The sequence below is a fragment of the Rhodococcus sp. YH1 genome, assembly GCF_009939605.1.
In the GTDB taxonomy this organism is placed as follows: domain Bacteria; phylum Actinomycetota; class Actinomycetes; order Mycobacteriales; family Mycobacteriaceae; genus Rhodococcus; species Rhodococcus aetherivorans.
This window is the reverse complement of record NZ_WVTE01000266.1, coordinates 26,044-43,936: the sequence shown is the minus strand read 5'-3', so window position 1 is coordinate 43,936 and position 17,893 is coordinate 26,044. Positions and strand designations below refer to the sequence as shown.

Genomic DNA, 17,893 nt, shown 5'->3' with positions numbered 1-17,893 from the left:
TGTGCGTCCTTCGGGCGCCTCCAGGCTCCCGAAGGACGCACCGGCGCCTACCGGCCGATCGCCTCCTTCCAGGTGACCACGCGGCCGATGCGCAGGATGGACCGGCGGTAGATCCGCGCCCCGACCACGCTCAGGGCGCCGGTCACGAGCAGCATCAGCACGATCGTGCCGACGATCTGCAGCGGGGTCGCCACGCCGGAGGCGATGCGCAGCGGCATCAGGATCGCCGAGAACGGCGGGATCCAGCTCAGCACGGTGCTCCACGTCGACTCGGGGTCGTCCACGGACGAGAAGGCCGCGAAGAACATCGCGACGATGAGCACCATCAGCGGGGACGCGGTGGCGTTCACGTCCTCCTGGCGCGACACCATCGAGCCGGCCGCGGCGTAGAGGACCGCGAAGAACGCGAACCCGAGGACGAACCAGCCCAGTGTGCCGGCGAGCGTGCCCAGGGCCGCGCCGGTGACGGTGAGTGTGCCGGTGGCGAGACCGGCCCCCACCCCGGCCACCCCATATGCGGTGAGCTGCAGCAGACCCACCGCACCGATGCCGAGGATCTTGCCCCACAGCAACTGCAGCGGGCGCAGCGTCGACAGCAGCAGCTCCACCACGCGCGACGACTTCTCCTCGACCACGCCCATCGCCACGTACATCCCGAACATCATGATCTGCATGTAGAGCAACACGACCGCCGCGATCGCCAGGGTGGTGCGCTGCGCCTGCTCCGGGTCCGGCGGGTCGAGGGCCTCGACGGTCACGGTGGCGCGGGCGGTGTCCGCCGCCAGCGCGGACGGGTCGACGCCGCGCGCGGTGAGGGCCTCGACCTGCGCCTGCTGCGCGACGGCCGTGTCGATCGTCGCGCGCAGGGCCGGGTCGATCTCCGATTCGGCGACGGCGGTGACGGAACCCGCCGGGCCCGGGACCAGCGCGACGTCGAGCTCGCCGTCGCGTACCCGGTCGCGGCCGGTGCCGGCGTCCGGGATCTCCGTGACGTCGACCGGGCTGCCCGTGGCTTCTCCGACGGCGGTGACGGCGGCGCCGAGGGCCGGGTCGCCGACGACGCCGACGGTGGCGGGTTCGTCGTCGCCGGAGAACAGCGACACGGCGACGATGCCGCCGACGATCGCGAGCAGGATGATCGCGTTGCTGATCAGGAAGCTCTTCTTGCGGATCTGGGTGAGGAACTCACGGCGGGCCACCAGCGCGACGGCGCGGGCGGGACTCAACGGGGCGCTCACGCGGCGACCACCTCTCGGAACAGGTCGGTCAATGTCGGCCGACGAACGGAGAACTCGTGCACCGGGCCGGTGGCGAGCGCGGCCCGGAGGATCTGCTGGTCGTCGGCGCCGTTGCCGAGGACGAGGACGGTGCGCCCGCCGCCGTGCGCGACGGTGGTGACGCCGGGCAGCCCCGCGGCCCAGCCCTCGGGGGCCTGTGGGGCGTGCACCTCGAGCCGGGCCTCACCGTGGCCGCGCAGTTCGTCGACGGTGCCGACGGCGCGCATCGTTCCCTTGGAAATGATCCCGACACGGTGGCAGAGCCGTTGCACGAGATCGAGCTGGTGGCTCGAGAAGATCACCGGGACACCGGTTTCGGCCTTCTCCATCAGCACGTCGCTCATGACGTCGACGGCGACAGGGTCCAGGCCCGAGAACGGCTCGTCGAGGACCAGCACCCTCGGGTCGTGCACCAGGGCGGCCGCGAGCTGGACCCGCTGCTGGTTACCGAGGGAGAGCGCGTCGACGGCGTCGTCCACCCGCTCGGCGATGCCCAGCCGGCTCGTCCAGCGCGTCACGGCGGCATCGGCCTCGGAACGGGAGAGTCCGTGCAGCCGAGCGAGATACGACAGTTGCGCGCCGACCTGCATCTTGGGGTACAGCCCCCGTTCCTCCGGCATGTACCCGATGGTGCGGCGCACCTGGAGGTCGACGGGCCGGCCGTCGAGCCGGACCTCACCGGAGTCGGCGGCGAGCACCCCGAGGACGATCCGCATGGTGGTGGTCTTCCCGGCGCCGTTGCTGCCGACGAAGCCGAACAGCTCACCGGGCCGCACGTCGAAGGTGACGTCGTCGAGCGCGACGACGTCACCGTATCGTTTCGAGACACCGTTGATCGTGAGCGTCACGTTTCCTCCGTCTTCTCGGGCTGTTCTCTGCGTCAGTCGGTTTCGTCGGGATCGGGGTTGTTCCAGGCCAGGATCATCGCGGGCAGGCAACCGCCGATCAGCGTCGCGGTCAGCGTCATGAGCCCGCCCGCATAGGCCATCCTGGGATGCATGCCGTCGGTCAGCACGCTGCCGACGACGAGGTAGAGCACCGGAATCATCACCAGGGACTGGGTCACGGTCAGGGCGATCGAGCGAGCGCTGTTGCGTTCCTGGATCTCCCGCTCGTCGAGGGCCGCGCGCGGTGCGTCGCCCTGCCGGCCCGAGACGATCTGCAGCGAGATCCAGAGGGGGAAGAACGCCAGGCACGCCGGCAGCCACAGCAGTGGTCCCCGTTCGAAGAAGTGGCACAGCACGCCCACGGTGAACATGAGAACGAACGTCGCGGCGAGGGCCACGACGAGGATTCGGCGGCGTCGACGAGTGCGCCAGCGCGGCAACATGTTCCGGAACTTTTCTTCGTTCCTCAGGAAGCGCCGGGTGCGGAAGGCCTCGTACCGTTCGAGGAGGGTGGCGTTGTGCACGGGCATCTCGGTCACTGTGCGTCACGTCCTTCGGTTGCGGTGCGGATCCGGTACACCTCGGTGGACAGCGGCCCGAACTCGGTGCGGGAGAACACGGCCTCGACCGGGAGGCCGAAGACGTCGCAGATGCGGAAGGCGAGGTCGAGGCTCGGGTAGTGGTCGCCACGCTCGAGGGCGCCGACGGTCTGGGGATTGACCTCGACGAGCTGCGCGAGCTGCGCGCGGCTCATCCCGCGTTCCGCGCGCAGGACGCGGATGCGGTTGTGGATCGGCAGGGTTTCCCCCCGACGTACCGGACTCATACAACGAAGTATTGTAAAAACCCAACGAACGGTCAAGCGGTGTCGACGCGTCCGCGCGGCAGGCAGCACCCCGGCGCGCCGCCGAAAGACCCGCGGGAGTCCTACTCGAGCAGCCCGCGGAGCCGGTCGAGCTCGCGCCGGTCCCGCTTGGTGGGCCGGCCCGTGCCGCGGTCGCGGCGGGGAATCGAGGCGAGGATCTCCTTGGGTGGGGGAGGGGGACTGTGGTCCTCGTACGCCTGGGCGGCGACCGGCGCCCCCACCCGCTTGGCCAGCAGCTGCGTCACCCGCACGATCCGTTCCGCCCCGGCCGCGCGCACCCGCACCTCGTCGCCGACCTTCACGGGCTGCGACGGCTTCGCGGGGACGTCGTTGACCCGCACGTGCCCGCCGCGGCACGCGGCCGCGGCGGCGGACCGCGTCTTGAACAGGCGCACCGCCCAGGTCCAGCTGTCCACCCGGACGCTGCCGGCCGTCATGCCGGCTCCTCCGTCAGCCGCCCCCCGTCGAGGTGCCACCGGCGGGTCGAACGGGTGTTGGCGAGCATCCGGCGATCGTGGGTGACCAGCAGCAGCGTGCCCTCGAAGCTGTCGACGGCCTGCTCGAGCTGCTCGATCGCGGGCAGGTCCAGGTGGTTCGTCGGTTCGTCGAGCACCAGCAGGTTCACCCCGCGGGCCTGCAGCAGGGCCAGTCCGGCCCGGGTGCGTTCGCCCGGTGACAGCGACGACGCGGACCGCAGCACGTGGTGGCCCCTGAGCCCGAACTTGGCGAGCAGCGTCCGCACCTCCGGGTCCGGCCAATCCGGCACCTGCGCGGCGAAGGCGTCCACGAGCGGCTCGTCGCCCTCGAACAGCGCACGTGCCTGGTCGATCTCGCCGATCCTCACGCCCGACCCGAGGGCCGCGGTGCCGGTGTCGGGCCGGATCCGGCCCAGCAGCAGGCGCAGCAGCGTCGTCTTCCCGGCGCCGTTCGGGCCGGTGACGACGATCCGGTCGCCCCACTGCACCTGCGTCGTGACGGGGCCGAGCACGAAGTCGCCGCGGTCGACGCGTGCGCCGTTCAGGGTGGCCACCACCGCACCGCTGCGCGGCGCCGCCGCGATCGACATGCGCAGCTCCCACTCCTTACGCGGCTCCTCGACGACGTCGAGCCGCTCGATGCGGCGCTGCGTCTGCCGCGCCTTCGCCGCCTGCTTCTCGGTGGCCTCGGCGCGGAACTTCTTGCCGAGCTTGTCGTTGTCCTTGGACTTGCGGCGGGCGTTGCGGACCCCGTGCTCGAGCCAGTTGCGCTGCATCCGGGCGCGATCCTCGAGCTCCTGCTTGGTGTCCGCGTACTCCTCGTAGGTCTCGCGGGCGTGCCGCCGAGCCACCTCGCGTTCGACGAGGTACGCCTCGTAACCGCCGTCGTACACCGCGATCTGTTGCTGCGTCAGATCCAGTTCGACGATCCCGGTGACCGTGCGGGCCAGGAACTCGCGGTCGTGGCTGATCACCATCAGCGGGGTGCGGGTCTCGGCGACGAATCGCTCGAGCTGATCGAGGCCGGCCAGATCGAGGTCGTTCGTGGGTTCGTCGAGCAGCAGCACGTCGTACCGGGACAGCAGCAGGGCCGCCAGCCCGGCCCGCGCCGCCTGTCCCCCGGAGAGCCCCGTCATGGGCGCGTCCAGCCCGACCTCGAGGCCCAGGTCGGCGACGACCTTCTCGGCGCGTTCGGCGAGATCCGCGCCGCCGAGCGCGAGCCACCGTTCCAGGGCGGGGGTGTAGTCGTCGACGTCGGTGGTCCCCAGCGCCTCGGCCGCGGCGTTCATCGCGTGCTCGGCGTCGGTGACACCGGTCCGTCGGCCGAGGAAGCCGAGGATCGTCTCGCCCGGGACGCGCTCGGGTTCCTGGGCGAGATACCCGACGGTGGCGTCGGGCGGGCTGAGGACGACCGTGCCGGTGACGTCGGCGGTGCCGACCCCGGCGAGCGTCGTGAGCAGGGTGGACTTGCCTGCGCCGTTGGCGCCGACCAGGCCGATCACGTCGCCGGGCGCGACGGTCAGGCTCAGGTCGGTGAACAGGGTGCGTTCGCCCCGGGAGGCGGACAGGCCGCTGATGCGCAGTGTTGCAGTCACCTCTCGATTATCCCCACGCGCGTCGCGGGGTTTCCGGATGGTGGGATGCGGGGAACACCGGGCGGCCGGAACGGGTTGGGCCGATCATGACCGTTCCCACGATCACCCTCAACGACGGCAACACGATTCCGCAGCTCGGCTTCGGCCTGTGGCAGGTCGAGGACGAGCAGAGCTACGACGCGGTGACCGAGGCGCTGCGGGTGGGCTACCGCAGCATCGACACCGCGGCCCTCTACGGCAACGAGGCCGGCACCGGCCGCGCGCTGCGCGACTCGGGCGTCCCCCGCGACGAGCTGTTCGTCACCACCAAGCTGTGGAACAGCGACCAGGGCTACGACTCGGCGCTGCGCGCCTTCGACACGAGCCTGGGCAGGCTCGGCCTCGACTACGTCGACCTGTACCTGATCCACTGGCCGGCCCCGGCCCAGGACCGCTACATCGATACCTTCCGCGCCTTCCAGAAGATCAAGGCGGAGGGCCGCGCCCGCTCGATCGGCGTCTCCAACTTCCGGGTCGAGGATCTCGACCGGCTGATCGACGCCGTCGGCGAGGTCCCGGCCGTCAACCAGATCGAGCTGCATCCGCGGTTCAACCAGGCCGAGCTGCGGGCGTATCACACCGGCAAGGGCATCGCCACCGAGGCCTGGAGCCCCCTCGGCCAGGGCACCGTGCTCGAGGACCCGACGCTGACGTCGATCGCGCAGGCGCACGGCCGCACCGTCGCGCAGGTGATCCTGCGCTGGCACATCCAGCTCGGCACCATCGTCATCCCGAAGTCCGTCACGCCCGAGCGCATCGCGAGCAACTTCGACGTCTTCGGTTTCGAGCTGACCGCGGACGACCTCGACCGCATCCGCGGGCTGCACGACGACGCCGGCCGCATCGGCGGCGATCCCGCCACGTTCTCCTGATCCGCGGGGCCGGGGCGGTGGCCGAATGTGACACGCGTTCGATCTGATCGACGCCGTGTGACATTCGGCCCGTGCGGGCGATGAGTTCTCCCGGTCCGACCGGTCCGTATCGATACGGGCTCCGGCCGGAGCCGGGAGAGGAGTCGTCGTGAGCACACCTGTCACCACCACCGTCGATGCCCGCTTCGGGGACGAAGGGGAGCCGCCCCTGCCGTGGACCGACACGGAGGAGCTTCTCGAGTCCGCGCAGCTGTACTGGCTCAGCACGGTCCGGCGCGACGGCGTACCGCATGTGACACCGCTGATCGGACTGTGGCACGCGGGCGGATTCGTCTTCTGCACGGGCCCGGGCGAGCAGAAGACGCACAACCTCCGGCACAACGATGCGGTGGCTGTCACCACGGGCGTCGCGACGTGGGCGGCCGGCACGGACGTCGTGGTCGAGGGGCGGGCCCGGCGCGTCACCGACGGCGACGCGCTGCGCGACGTCGCCGAGGCGTACTACGTCAAGTACGGCCAGCAGTGGCGGTTCGAGGTCCACGGCGACGCCGTCGGGCCGGTGGACGACCCGGGCTGGGTCTTCCGCGTCGAGCCGAGCAAGGTGCTCGTCTTCGCCAAGGGGCCGTTCGGGCAGACCACGCACCGGTTCGCCTGACCGCCCGTGCCGACGGCCCGTTCCCGGCCGGATGTCACATTGCTTCGATCCGATCGAACGCATGTCACATTCGGCCACACAACCGCGCGAGCACCGCGCCGGTCGCCTGTCAGCGGGGCGGGCCGGCGTCCAGCGTGAGCGTGGCGGTGCGTCGCTGCCCGGCGGCGTCGAGCCAGCCGATCTCCACGCTGTCGCCCGGCCGTCGCGCCATCAGCATTTCCTCGAGGTCCGCCGTGGACGAGACCGGGCGCCGGTCGAACGCGACGATGACGTCGCCGATCTCGAGGTCGGTGCCGGCGGCCGGAGTGCCGTAGCCGACCCACAGCACTTCGGCGCCGGTCTCCTGGCCGCCGGTCCGGCCGGTGGTGACGCTCACGCCGAGCAGCGGGGTCGGGCCGACGTGCACCGTCCCGGCGCTCGTGCCGGTACGGACCTGGTCCACCACGTCGAGGGCGATCCCGATGGGCACCGCGTACGCCTCGGGTGGGTCGGGGACGACGGCCGGATCCGGTTCCAGGGCCCCGGCGGTGTTCACCCCCACGACGGTGCCGAACGCGTCGACGAGCGGACCCCCGGAGTCCCCGGGCCGGATCGCCGCGTCGACCTGCAGCATTCCGCTGAGCCGGCGCAGGGATCCGTCCATCGAATCGCGCACCGACACCGTCTTGTCGACGGCGACGACCGTGCCGGGCGCAGGCACGACGACCCCGCCGCCGTCCGCGTTGCCGAAGGCGGTCACCGGCGCTCCCGGTTGCGGAAGGGGGCTCTCGGTGACGGCCGCGACCGGCAGGCCGGCGGCGGAGCCGAGTTGCAGTACGGCGATGTCGAGGGTGGTGTCGTAGCCGAGCACCGCGACGTCGTAACTCGCACCCGTGTGGGGGCTGACCGCGCTGATGTCGGTGGCGCCGGTGACGACGTGGTGGTTCGTGAGCACCGTGCCGTCGGCGGTGAGGACGATGCCGGTGCCCGAGATGCCGCGCCAGCCGCGGTTGGCGGAGAGGGTGACGACGGCCGGCGTGATCCGTGCCGCCACCTCCTCGGTGGTAGGCACGACGGGCGGGGCGGGTGCCGGGGGTGGCGGCGGCAGCACGACGATCTCGACCGTCGCCGGCGCGGTGAGCACCAGTCCGGCGGACACCATCGCCAGGACGGCGCCGATGCGGCGGATCACGGCCCCGGCGCGGTGGCCGCGAGATGGTCGACGAGTTCGCGGGCGGCGGCGCGACCGGCGCGGTTCGCGCCGATGGTCGACGCCGACGGCCCGTACCCGACGAGGTGGACCCGCGGGTCCGCGGCGACCTGCGTCGCCAGCTTCCCCGTCATGGTGATGCCGCCGCCGGGATTGCGCAGGCCGAGGGGCGCGAGATGGTCGAGGGAACTGCGGAAACCGGTGCACCACAGGATGACATCGACATCGAGCGTGGTGCCGTCGGGCCACCGGACGCCGGTCTCGGTGATCTCGTCGAACATCGGGAGGCGGTCGAGTGCGCCGCGTTCGCGGGCCGCACGGATAGCGGGCGTGACCGGCAGTCCGGTCACCGACACCACCGACCCGGGCGGCAGGCCCCGCCGTACCCGGTCCTCGACCAGCGCGACGGCGGCCCGGCCGAGTTCCGGGGTGAAATCCTCGTCGCGCCAGGCGGGTTCGCGGCGGGTCACCCAGGTGGTTTCGGTGACGCGGGAGATCTCGTCGAGCAGCTGCACCGCCGAGATGCCGCCGCCGACGACGAGGACGTGGCGGCCGGTGAACTCGTCGGCGCTGCGGTAGTCCCGGGTGTGCAGCTGGCGTCCGCGGAAGCGGGTGGCGCCCGGGTACCAGGGCACGAAGGGGTGTTCCCACGTGCCGGTGGCGTTGACCAGTCCGCGGGCGGAATACACGCCGCGGTCGGTCTCCACGCGCAGTCGCTCGCCGCGGGCGCACACCACGCCGACCTGGACGGGGCGGTGCACCGGCAGGTGGAAGCGGGCCTCGTAGGCGCGGTAGTACTCGGGAACCGCGGCGGCCGCCGGCACCTGCCCGGCGGTGGTGTCGACCGCTTCGGAGAACGGCCACCCCGGCAGGTCGTGTACTCCGTTGACGGTGCTCAGCGTCAACGACGGCCACCGCTCCTGCCAGGCGCCGCCGGGGCCGAACGACCGGTCCAGCACGACGAACCCGGACTCCGGTTCGACGCCGAACCGCTGCAGGAAGTAGGCGGTGGACAGCCCGGCCTGGCCCGCGCCGATCACCACGACGTCGACGGGGGTCGCCGGTGCGTCCGTCGTCATCACCGCCCTCCCTTCCGTGGGTCCGCACCCATGATGCACCGGCGTCCCCGTCGCCGCCGTGCCGTCGGCACGATCGGGGGCCGGCGCGACCACCGTCGGAGGGACTCACGGGATTTTCCGCACGGCCAAAAATGTGATATCACTTTAATATCGCATTGCAATGACCGGGAAGGGAGTCACCGCCATGTCCGCCACCCCCTCCGTAACCATCGAGCGGCCCGGACGATCCGCGAGCGGCTGGTCCGTCCTCGCGATCGCGCTCGCCGTGGACGTCGTGGCAGCGGCGCTCGCCGTGTTCGGCGCGGTGAACCACAACGTCGCGCTCGTCGTGGCCGGCGCGGTGCTGCTCGTCCCCGCCACCGTGGCGCTCGCCGGCCTGGTCCTCGTCGAACCCAACGAGGCCCGCGTGCTGCAGCTGCTCGGCAGCTCGTACTCGGGCACCCTCCGGCAGGACGGGCTGCGCTGGATGAACCCGCTCAACACCCGGCGCAAGATCTCCACCCGCATCCGCAACCACGAGACCGGGATCGCCAAGGTCAACGACGCCGACGGCAACCCCATCGAGATCTCCGCCGTCATCGTGTGGCAGGTCGAGGACACCGCCCGGGCCGTGTTCGACGTCGACGACTTCGAGGAGTTCGTCGCCGTGCAGACCGAGGCGGCCGTCCGCCACATTGCCGGCAGCTACCCGTACGACGCGGGCCCGGAGACGTTGTCGCTGCGGCAGAACGCCGCCGAGATCACCTCGAGGCTCTCCGCGGAAGTCGACGAGCGGGTCGGATCCGCCGGCGTGCGGGTCGTCGAATCCCGGATCAACCGGCTCGCGTACGCGCCCGAGATCGCGCAGGCCATGCTGCGCCGCCAGCAGGCGGGTGCCGTCATCGCCGCGCGCGAGCAGATCGTCAGGGGCGCGGTCGGCATGGTCGGAACCGCCCTCGAACAGCTCGAGAAGGAGCACACCATCGAGCTCGACGAGGAGCGCAGGGCCGCGATGGTGAGCAATCTGCTCGTGGTCCTGTGTGGTGACCAGAGCGCGCAACCGGTGCTCAACACCGGATCGCTCTACGCCTGAGGGCTCGTCGACGCCATGGCGGAACGCAAGAAGCTCCTGCTCCGGCTCGACCCGGCGGTCCACGACGCGCTCGCGCGGTGGGCCGCCGACGAGTTGCGCAGCACCAACGCGCAGATCGAGTTCCTGCTCCGGCGCGCGCTGAGCGAGGCGGGACGCATGCCGCGCGACGCCGGGCGCATCCGCAAGCCCGGCCGGCCGCGCGCGGACGAGGACTGACGCGGAGCGACGTCGCGCCCGTGCGCGGCGGGTGCGATGATGCGTGCCGGCGACGAAAGGTGAAGCACACATGATGGGGATCAGCCGCGACGGCGACGTGGTCACGCTCGAACTGCAGCGCGAGGAGCGCCGCAACGCGCTCAACACCGAGCTGTGCGTCCAGGTCCGGGAGGGACTCGAGGAGGCGCTCGACGGGGGTGCGCGTGCGGTCGTGATCACCGGCCGGGGCTCGAGCTTCTGCGCCGGCGCCGACCTGTCGGGGGACGTCTACGCGGAGGGATTCCTCGACAGCCTGGGCGAGATGCTGCGTGCCATCCAGGAGGCGCCCGTGCCGGTGATCGCCGCGATCAACGGCCCCGCCATCGGCGCGGGCACCCAGCTCGCTCTCGCCGCGGACCTGCGGGTCGTCGCGCCGGGTGCTCGCTTTGCGATTCCCGCGGCGCGCCTTGGTATCTCGGTGGACCGGTGGACGGTACGACGGCTGGCCTCCCTGCTCGGCGGCGGCCCCTCGCGGGCCGTGCTGCTCGCCGCCGAGCCGGTCGACGCCCACGAGGCCGTGGACCGCGGCCTGGCCAACCGGATCGGCGACCTCGTCGCCGCGCAGTCCTGGGCACACGAGATCGCCAAGCTCGCACCGCTGTCGCTGCACGCGATGAAGCTGTTCCTCAACGATGACGGCACCCGCGACGAGCCGTCGCCCGAGCAGACGGCCGCGCTGGCCGCGGCGTGGCTCAGCGAGGACGTCCAGGAGGCCCGGCTCGCCCGCGCGGAACGCCGGGAGCCGGTCTTCCGCGGCCGCTGAGCGCGCCCGCGCCCCTCTACAGTGGTGGGGTGAGCGTCAAGCAGACCGCCTCGTCCGCCCTCGCCGGCGCCGGCTTGCTGTGGGTGGCGCGCGCCGCCCGCGGCGTCCCCGGCTCGATCGGCGCGACTCCGGCGGACATCCGCCCGTACGCCGCCGGCTCACCCCGGTATCGGAACGGCCGGTTCCACAACTCGGAGCCGAGCAGCACGGTGCTGCCCGAGGCCGGCGGCAGCCTCGTCAAGGACATGCTCACCCGACGGTCTTCCGGCACGCCGCGCGACGCGGTGCCGCTCGCGCCGCAGCTCGCGCCGGTGCAGGCCGCGGAACTGGCGGTCACCTGGTACGGGCACTCGAGCGTCCTCCTCGAGATCGACGGCCACCGGATCCTCGCCGACCCGGTGTGGAGCGAGCGGGTCTCGCCGTCGCCGGCCGTGGGCCCGGCCCGGTTGCACCCGTCGCCGGTCGAACTGGCGGAACTGCCGCCGATCGACGCCGTGGTGATTTCCCACGACCACTACGACCACCTGGACCGCGAGACCGTGGAGGCGCTCGCGGCCACGCAGCGCGAGGCCCGGTTCCTGGTGCCGCTCGGCGTGGGCGCGCACCTGCGCCGGTGGCGGCTCCCGGCCGACCGGATCGTCGAGCTGGACTGGGACCAGCACACCGAGGTGGGCGCGCTCACCGTCACGTGCACCGAGGCGCGGCACTTCTCCGGACGCGGCCTGATCCGCAACATCACGCTGTGGTCGTCGTGGGTGATCGCGGGGCCGACGCGAACCGCGTTCTTCGGCGGCGACAGCGGCTACACGCCCCGCTTCGCCGGCATCGGGGACCGCTACGGCCCGTTCGATCTGACGTTGCTGCCGGTGGGCGCGTACGACCCGCGGTGGCCCGACGTGCACATGAACCCGGAGGAGGCGGTGCGCACCCACCTCGATCTCGGGGGCGGCGACCACCCCGGCCTGCTCGTCCCCGTGCACTGGGGCACCTTCAACCTGGCGTTCCACGCGTGGTCGGAGCCGATCGCGCGGCTCCTGCCGGCCGCTCGGGAGGAGGGGGTGCCCACGGCCGTGCCGATGCCGGGGCAGCGGGTCGACGCACTGCGGCCGGGCTCGCAGGATCCGTGGTGGGTTCCGCTCGGCTGACCCCGGGCCGGTAGGGGTTTCCGGGCCGGTAGGGGGTTTCCGGGCCGCCGCAGCGGGTATCCCGCCGTCCGTCGGGGAGCGTCGGAGGGAGGGCGGGGCCATCGTCGAATCGTTGCTCTTCGGGATCATCGCCTCGAGCGCGCTGGTGCTCGGTGCCCTGGTGGGCGGATGGGTGGAGATCCCCAAACGCGTTCTCGCGGCGATGCTGGCGTTCGCCGCCGGCGCGCTCATCACCGCCCTGTCGTTCGAGTTGTTCGAGGATTCGTACGAGAAGGGCGGCATCTGGCGCGCGGCGATCGGACTCGTCGTCGGCGCGCTCGTGTTCACCGTGCTCAGCGCGTGGCTGGACCGGGTGGCCGAGGGCCGGCGGGAGAAGGACCACGGCAGCGAGAAACTCGACGTCGACGCGGCCGCCGAGGAAACCGCGCCGTCGTCGTCCTCGGTGAGCGGGGCGGCCGGGCTGGCGCTGCTGGCGGCGGTCACGCTCGACGGGGTGCCCGAGAACGTGGCGCTCGGCGTGTCCCTGGGGGAGGGCACCGGCGGCCTCGCCCTGCTGGTCGCGATCTTCGTGTCCAACTTCCCGGAGTCGCTCGTCGGCAGCGCCTCCATGCGCGCTCAGGGCCGGTCCCGGGGGTACATCCTCGGGATGTGGGTCGCGTGCGCCACGCTGCTGACCATCGCCGTCGTCGTCGGGGCCGGGCCGCTCGCGGTGACCCCGCCGGAGACGATCTCCCTGCCGTTGGCGTTCGCGGCGGGCGCGGTGCTGGCGTCGCTGGCCGACACGCTCATGCCGGAGGCCTACGAGAAGGGCGGTCCCACGGTCGCGCTGAGCACCGCCGCGGGATTCGTGCTGTCGTTCGTCCTCGCGACGCTGTGAGCGGTGTCAGCGCGTCGTAGCGGCACGCTTGCGTTCGACGAGCGCCCGCGTGACGAGGAAGGCGATCGCCACACTCGCGACGGTACGCACCAGGCGGTTGACGTCCACCGCCGGCTGCCACGACAGCTTGCCGCCGCTGATGACGTACGCGCCCACCGGGCGAGCTCCGACGCCGAAGCCGCCGCCCTCGCCGTTCTCCCCGTCGGGCGAGTACCCTCCGCCTCCGCCGGCACCGCCGGAGACCACGGCCGCGGTGATGACCGTCAGGCCGTCCTTCTCGACCGGCTCCGAGTACACGCGCTTGACCGTGACCGTGTCGCGTGCCTTGGCCATCAGGTCCTCGAGATTCATGTCCGCCCCTGTCGTCGTGGATTCGACTCCGGCCGGTTCGCCGGCCCGTGCCCATTCTCGGCCGCCGTCCGCCGCCGGGGAAGTGTCCTAGGTCCCTGCGACGGCGAAGGTGCGACGGCTGTGCCGGACGAGTTCGCGCAGGGCCGGAGCGTCCGTATCGGACCAGATCAGCGACAGCACCGCGGGCGCGGTGGCGTCGTCCACGGTGAGCCCGCACAACCGGCCCTCGAAGTGCGCGGTCATCGAGCGGCTGAGGATCGCCACGCCCAGCCCGCGGAGGGCGAGGTCGGCGACGGTGTCCGGGGAACTGGCCTGCAGGGCGATGTCGGGGCGCAGGCCGGCGGCGGCACACGCCCGGTCGAACACGGTCCGGATCCCGGTGCCCTCGGGCATGGACACGACGGGGTGCGCGCACACGTCCGCGAGCGTGAGGCGGGCGCGTCCGGTCAGCGGGTGACCGGGCGGCACGGCCGCGACGATCGGTTCGCTGACGAGGGTGAGCGTCTCGAGGCCCGGGGGCGGGCTGCCGGCGGAGCCGACGAGGGCGAGGTCCACGGTGGCGCAGCGGACCCGCTCGACGAGCCGGTCGGAGGCGTCCTCGACGAGGGTGATCTCGACCCCCGGGTGCGCGCGGTGGAACGCGGCGAGCGCGTCGAACAGCCCGGCGACGGTGCAGGCGGTGACCATGCCGACCACCAGCTGTCCGCGGATCAGTGCCGTCACCTCCTCGACCGCCTGCCGGGCGGCCGCGGCGGACGCCAGCGCGGCCCGGGCGTGCGGCAGGGCCGCCTCCCCGGCCGTGGTCAGGGTGGCGGTGCGGGTGGAGCGGTCGAACAGGGCGGCGCCGAGGTCGTGCTCGAGCCGGCGGACCTGGGCGCTGATCCCGGACTGGCTGATGTGGACGCGGTGGGCGGCCCGGGTGAAGTTCGCCTCCTCGGCCACCGCGACGAAGTACTCGAGCTGCCGCAGTTCCATAACCTTGGATTCTAGTTCCGATCAGAACAATCTGTTGGACTTCTGAATCTGCGGGTCGGAGGCTGGAGGTGTCCCGCTTCCGTTCCTGGAGAGGATTACCGTGTCCGACGCAGAGAAGGCTTGGCAGCCAGAGGATCTCACCCGCCTGTTCGTCGAGCGCTCCAACGCCGGCGACGCGGCGGGTGTCGCCGCACTGTACGAGGAGGACGCCGTGATGGCCTACCCGCCGGGCGGTCGCACGGTGGGCCGCGAGGCCATCCGCCGCTTGTGGGGGCAGGTGCTGGAACACGCCCCCCACTTCGAACCCGAGCCGCCGCTGCCGACACTGATCAGCGGCGACCTCGCGCTGACCGCCACCCCGCCGAAGGACGGCGCCGGCGCCCGGGCCCAGGTGGCCCGCCGCCAGCCCGACGGCAGCTGGCTGCGCGTGCTCGACCAGCCCGAGTTCGTCCGCCCGGACAGCTGAGCCCGGCGCGAGGCGCGTCACGGCACGGCGGCGGAGCGCAGCGGGTGGCTTAGCCTGATTCCCATGGCAGCAGAGGAGCCCACCGCCGTCGCCGACCAGGCGGCCGCGCCCCCGACCGACGCGCGGCACATCGAGCTGGGCCTGACCACCGAGCAGGTCGCCGAACGCGTGGCCCGGGGCGCCACCAACGACGTGCCGGACCGGGCGTCGCGGTCGGTCGGCGAGATCGTCCGCGCCAACGTCTTCACCCGCATCAACGCGATCCTCGGCGTCCTGCTGGCCATCGTCCTGGCCACCGGCTCGATCATCGACGGCATGTTCGGCCTGCTGATCATCCTCAACAGCGCCGTCGGCATCGTGCAGGAGATCCGCGCCAAGTGGACCCTCGACAGGCTCGCGATCGTCAGCCAGGCCAAGCCTCTCGTCCGCCGTGACGGAGTGGTGGCCGAGCTCCCGCCGCGCGAGGTGGTGCTCGACGACATCATCGAACTCGGCCCCGGCGACCAGGCGGTGGTCGACGGGTTCGTCGTCGAGGCCGAGGGGCTCGAACTCGACGAGTCGCTCCTCACCGGCGAGGCCGATCCCGTGCACAAGGAGCTCGGCGCACACGTCCTCTCGGGCAGCTTCGTCGCGGCGGGCAGCGGCGCCTACCGGGCCACGAAGGTCGGCCGCGACGCGTACGCGGCCCGGCTCGCCGAGGAGGCCAGCAAGTTCACGCTCGTGCACTCGGAACTGCGCGCCGGCATCGACAAGATCCTGAAATTCATCACCTACCTGATGATCCCGGCGGGCCTGCTCATCATCTACAACCAGCTGTTCTCGAGCGGCCAGCCGCTCGGCCCGGCACTCAGCGGCATGGTCGCCGCGCTCGTTCCGATGGTCCCCGAGGGCCTGGTGCTGATGACGTCGATCGCGTTCGCGGTGGGCGTGATCCGTCTCGGTCACCGGCAGTGCCTCGTGCAGGAACTGCCGGCCATCGAGGGCCTCGCCCGCGTCGACGTGGTCTGCGCCGACAAGACCGGCACGCTCACCGAGAACGGCATGCGCCTGGCCGACGTCGTATGCGTCGACGGCAGCGACGAGACGGCCGTCCGTGCCGCCCTCGCGGCGATGGCCGCGGACGACCCGCGTCCCAACGCCAGCGTCCTCGCCGTCCGCGAGGCGCTGCCGGACGACCCCGGCTGGGGAGAGGCCACCGCCGTCGCCCCGTTCTCGTCGGCGAAGAAGTGGAGCGGCCAGTCGTACGGCGACCACGGCGACTGGGTGCTCGGCGCACCGGACGTGCTGCTCGATCCCGGCTCGGAGGCGGCCCGGCGCGCCGAGGCGCTCGGGGCGCAGGGGCTGCGGGTGCTGCTGCTCGGCCGGTGCGACCGTCCCGTCGACGACCCGCACGCCCCCGGCACGGTCACCGCGCAGGCCCTCGTCGTGCTCGAGCAGCGGGTCCGGCCCGACGCCAAGCCCACCCTCGAGTACTTCGCGAGCCAGCACGTCGAGGTCAAGGTCATCTCCGGCGACAACGCCGTGTCGGTCGGCGCGGTCGCGACGTCGCTCGGCCTGCCGCACGCCGATCACCCCGTCGATGCCCGCACCCTGCCGGAGGACCGCGACCGGCTCGCCGACACTCTCGACTCGGCCACCACCTTCGGTCGCGTGCGGCCCGACCAGAAACGGGCGATGGTCGGAGCCCTCCAGTCGCGCGGGCACACCGTCGCCATGACCGGCGACGGGGTCAACGACGTGCTGGCGCTCAAGGACGCCGACATCGGGGTCGCGATGGGCTCCGGCAGCCCGGCTACCCGTGCGGTTGCGCAGATCGTGTTGCTGGACAACAAGTTCGCCACCCTGCCCTACGTCGTCGCCGAGGGCCGGCGGGTGATCGGCAACATCGAGCGGGTCTCGAATCTGTTTCTCACCAAGACCGTGTACTCCGTGCTGCTGGCGTTCCTCGTCGGGCTCTCGGGCGCGTTGTCCCAGGTGTTCGGCTACGAGCCGCTGCCGTATCCGTTCCTGCCGCGGCACGTGACGATCGCGGCGTGGTTCACCATCGGAGTTCCCGCGTTCATCCTGTCGCTCGCCCCCAACAACGAGCGGGCCCGCTCCGGTTTCGTGTCGCGGGTGATGCGCCTGGCGATCCCGTCGGGGGTGATCATCGGGATCAGCACGTTCGTCTGCTACATCCTGGTGTACGCCGGGCCCGAGCAGACCGAGGCGCAGAAGATGCAGGCCGGCACCGCGGCGCTGATCACCTTGATCATGATCGCGCTGTGGGTGCTCGCCGTGGTGGCGCGGCCGTACGTGATGTGGAAACTGGTGCTGCTGGCCGGTTCGGTGCTCGGGTACCTGGTCCTGTTCGCCTTCCCCTTCGCCCGCGAGTTCTTCGCCCTCGACATCTCCAACGTCGGCGCAATGGTCACGGCGTTCACGTGCGGGGCGATCGGCGTGGTCCTCGTGGAGGTCTCGTGGTGGGTGACCGGGCGAGTCCACGGTGAGCACCGCCGGCTGTTCGCCGCCAGTGAGGACCTGTTGCCGGGCGTGCACTGACGGGGACGAGGGCACTGCCCCGGCCCGGCCGGGGACGAGGGCACTGCCCCGGCCCGGCCGGGGACGAGGGCACTGCGCCGGCCCGGCCGGGGACGGGGACACTGCGCCGCCGCGGCAGGTTTGGGAACCGGCCCGCGGTGGCACGCTGAGGCATCGATCCCTCGAACGGAAGGAGCGGCAGATGGGTTTGAAGGATTCGATCAAGGGCCTGGTCGACAAGGGCAGGGCGTACGCGGAGAAGAACCCCGACAAGGCCGGCGGGTTCGTCGACAAGGCAGGCGACGCCGCCGATGCCCGGACGGGCGGCAAGTACGCCCAGCACGTGGACAAGGTGCAGGACGCCGCGAAGAAGCACCTCGGTACCGCGGACCATCCCGTTCCCGGTGCGACTCCGGGTCCCGCGGGACGGCCCGGCCCGGAGTCCGATCCCGGCCCGCAGGCGCAGCCGGGCCCGCGCAGCCCGTAGCAGTGGAGGTCTTCGGCGGGAGGTCCCGACAGGGATCTCCCGCTCTGC

General features: G+C 72.0%; 20 protein-coding genes. 10 read left to right on the top strand and 10 right to left on the bottom strand.

All coding sequences use genetic code 11. The features are described 5' to 3' along the window. Nucleotides 1-47 precede the first annotated feature (47 nt). From AIIKEEIJ_RS27080 to AIIKEEIJ_RS27055, 6 genes are all read right to left on the bottom strand, one after another. Entirely contained in the window at nt 48-1,238 is a 1,191-nt protein-coding gene (locus tag AIIKEEIJ_RS27080) for an ABC transporter permease (RefSeq protein WP_006936068.1), read from the bottom strand. Further along, nucleotides 1,235-2,125, bottom strand: a complete 891-nt coding sequence (locus tag AIIKEEIJ_RS27075) for an ABC transporter ATP-binding protein (protein WP_029541864.1) — start codon at nt 2,123-2,125, stop codon at nt 1,235-1,237. The genes AIIKEEIJ_RS27080 and AIIKEEIJ_RS27075 overlap by 4 nt, the downstream gene beginning before the upstream one ends. Nucleotides 2,126-2,157: 32 nt before the next feature. Next, on the bottom strand, nt 2,158-2,694 hold the full coding sequence (locus AIIKEEIJ_RS27070) for a hypothetical protein (protein ID WP_202917676.1): 537 nt from the start codon (nt 2,692-2,694) through the stop codon (nt 2,158-2,160). A gap of 5 nt (nt 2,695-2,699) precedes the next feature. After that, nucleotides 2,700-2,990: a helix-turn-helix transcriptional regulator gene (locus tag AIIKEEIJ_RS27065; RefSeq protein ID WP_029541869.1), complete on the bottom strand. Its 291-nt coding sequence runs from the start codon at nt 2,988-2,990 to the stop codon at nt 2,700-2,702. Nucleotides 2,991-3,091: 101 nt separating this feature from the next. Next, on the bottom strand, nt 3,092-3,466 hold the full coding sequence (locus AIIKEEIJ_RS27060; protein WP_161996934.1) for a S4 domain-containing protein: 375 nt from the start codon (nt 3,464-3,466) through the stop codon (nt 3,092-3,094). Further along, on the bottom strand, nt 3,463-5,100 hold the full coding sequence (locus AIIKEEIJ_RS27055) for an ATP-binding cassette domain-containing protein (protein WP_161996933.1): 1,638 nt from the start codon (nt 5,098-5,100) through the stop codon (nt 3,463-3,465). Before AIIKEEIJ_RS27055 ends, AIIKEEIJ_RS27060 begins: the two co-directional genes overlap by 4 nt. Before the next feature lie 86 nt (nt 5,101-5,186). On the opposite strand from AIIKEEIJ_RS27055, the gene AIIKEEIJ_RS27050 reads away from it, so the two are divergent. Together AIIKEEIJ_RS27050 and AIIKEEIJ_RS27045 are read left to right on the top strand one after the other, a co-directional pair. After that, a complete protein-coding gene (locus AIIKEEIJ_RS27050; protein ID WP_161996932.1) occupies nt 5,187-6,011 on the top strand; it encodes an aldo/keto reductase in 825 nt (274 codons plus the stop codon). Between the two features lie 148 nt (nt 6,012-6,159). Further along, complete coding sequence (locus AIIKEEIJ_RS27045; protein WP_006936055.1) at nt 6,160-6,666, top strand: pyridoxamine 5'-phosphate oxidase family protein; 507 nt, start codon at nt 6,160-6,162, stop codon at nt 6,664-6,666. Nucleotides 6,667-6,775: 109 nt separating this feature from the next. Here AIIKEEIJ_RS27045 and AIIKEEIJ_RS27040 read toward each other — a convergent pair whose 3' ends face one another. Continuing rightward, a complete protein-coding gene (locus tag AIIKEEIJ_RS27040; RefSeq protein WP_029541879.1) occupies nt 6,776-7,837 on the bottom strand; it encodes a S1C family serine protease in 1,062 nt (353 codons plus the stop codon). Beyond that, nucleotides 7,834-8,934: an NAD(P)-binding domain-containing protein gene (locus AIIKEEIJ_RS27035; RefSeq protein WP_065922926.1), complete on the bottom strand. Its 1,101-nt coding sequence runs from the start codon at nt 8,932-8,934 to the stop codon at nt 7,834-7,836. Before AIIKEEIJ_RS27035 ends, AIIKEEIJ_RS27040 begins: the two co-directional genes overlap by 4 nt. A gap of 184 nt (nt 8,935-9,118) precedes the next feature. Between AIIKEEIJ_RS27035 and AIIKEEIJ_RS27030 the strand changes: the two genes are divergently transcribed. The 5 genes from AIIKEEIJ_RS27030 (at nt 9,119) to AIIKEEIJ_RS27010 (ending at nt 13,046) form a co-directional block, all read left to right on the top strand. Next, entirely contained in the window at nt 9,119-10,006 is an 888-nt protein-coding gene (locus AIIKEEIJ_RS27030; RefSeq protein WP_006941097.1) for an SPFH domain-containing protein, read from the top strand. Nucleotides 10,007-10,021: 15 nt separating this feature from the next. Then, a complete protein-coding gene (locus AIIKEEIJ_RS27025; RefSeq protein WP_029541885.1) occupies nt 10,022-10,222 on the top strand; it encodes a hypothetical protein in 201 nt (66 codons plus the stop codon). A gap of 70 nt (nt 10,223-10,292) precedes the next feature. Then, nucleotides 10,293-11,024: an enoyl-CoA hydratase gene (locus AIIKEEIJ_RS27020; RefSeq protein ID WP_161996931.1), complete on the top strand. Its 732-nt coding sequence runs from the start codon at nt 10,293-10,295 to the stop codon at nt 11,022-11,024. 29 nt (nt 11,025-11,053) lie between these two features. Next, on the top strand, nt 11,054-12,169 hold the full coding sequence (locus AIIKEEIJ_RS27015; protein ID WP_161996930.1) for an MBL fold metallo-hydrolase: 1,116 nt from the start codon (nt 11,054-11,056) through the stop codon (nt 12,167-12,169). Between the two features lie 112 nt (nt 12,170-12,281). Continuing rightward, nucleotides 12,282-13,046, top strand: coding sequence for a zinc permease (locus AIIKEEIJ_RS27010; protein ID WP_161996929.1), 765 nt, complete (start codon nt 12,282-12,284; stop codon nt 13,044-13,046). Nucleotides 13,047-13,052: 6 nt separating this feature from the next. On the opposite strand, the gene AIIKEEIJ_RS27005 is transcribed toward AIIKEEIJ_RS27010, so the two are convergent. Both AIIKEEIJ_RS27005 and AIIKEEIJ_RS27000 read right to left on the bottom strand, forming a co-directional pair. Continuing rightward, nucleotides 13,053-13,397 (bottom strand): hypothetical protein, encoded by a 345-nt coding sequence (locus AIIKEEIJ_RS27005; RefSeq protein ID WP_006941091.1) that lies wholly within the window; start codon nt 13,395-13,397, stop codon nt 13,053-13,055. Nucleotides 13,398-13,484: 87 nt separating this feature from the next. Continuing rightward, nucleotides 13,485-14,372, bottom strand: coding sequence for a LysR substrate-binding domain-containing protein (locus tag AIIKEEIJ_RS27000; RefSeq protein WP_161996928.1), 888 nt, complete (start codon nt 14,370-14,372; stop codon nt 13,485-13,487). 100 nt (nt 14,373-14,472) lie between these two features. Here AIIKEEIJ_RS27000 and AIIKEEIJ_RS26995 point away from each other — a divergent pair, with 100 nt between their 5' ends. From AIIKEEIJ_RS26995 to AIIKEEIJ_RS26985, 3 genes are all read left to right on the top strand, one after another. Next, complete coding sequence (locus AIIKEEIJ_RS26995) at nt 14,473-14,838, top strand: nuclear transport factor 2 family protein (RefSeq protein WP_161996927.1); 366 nt, start codon at nt 14,473-14,475, stop codon at nt 14,836-14,838. Between the two features lie 63 nt (nt 14,839-14,901). Beyond that, nucleotides 14,902-17,379 (top strand): HAD-IC family P-type ATPase, encoded by a 2,478-nt coding sequence (locus AIIKEEIJ_RS26990; protein ID WP_161996926.1) that lies wholly within the window; start codon nt 14,902-14,904, stop codon nt 17,377-17,379. A gap of 181 nt (nt 17,380-17,560) precedes the next feature. After that, nucleotides 17,561-17,845 carry an antitoxin gene (locus AIIKEEIJ_RS26985; protein WP_029541908.1) on the top strand — a complete coding sequence of 95 codons (285 nt, stop codon included), beginning with the start codon at nt 17,561-17,563 and terminating at the stop codon, nt 17,843-17,845. The last annotated feature ends 48 nt before the right edge of the window (nt 17,846-17,893 follow it).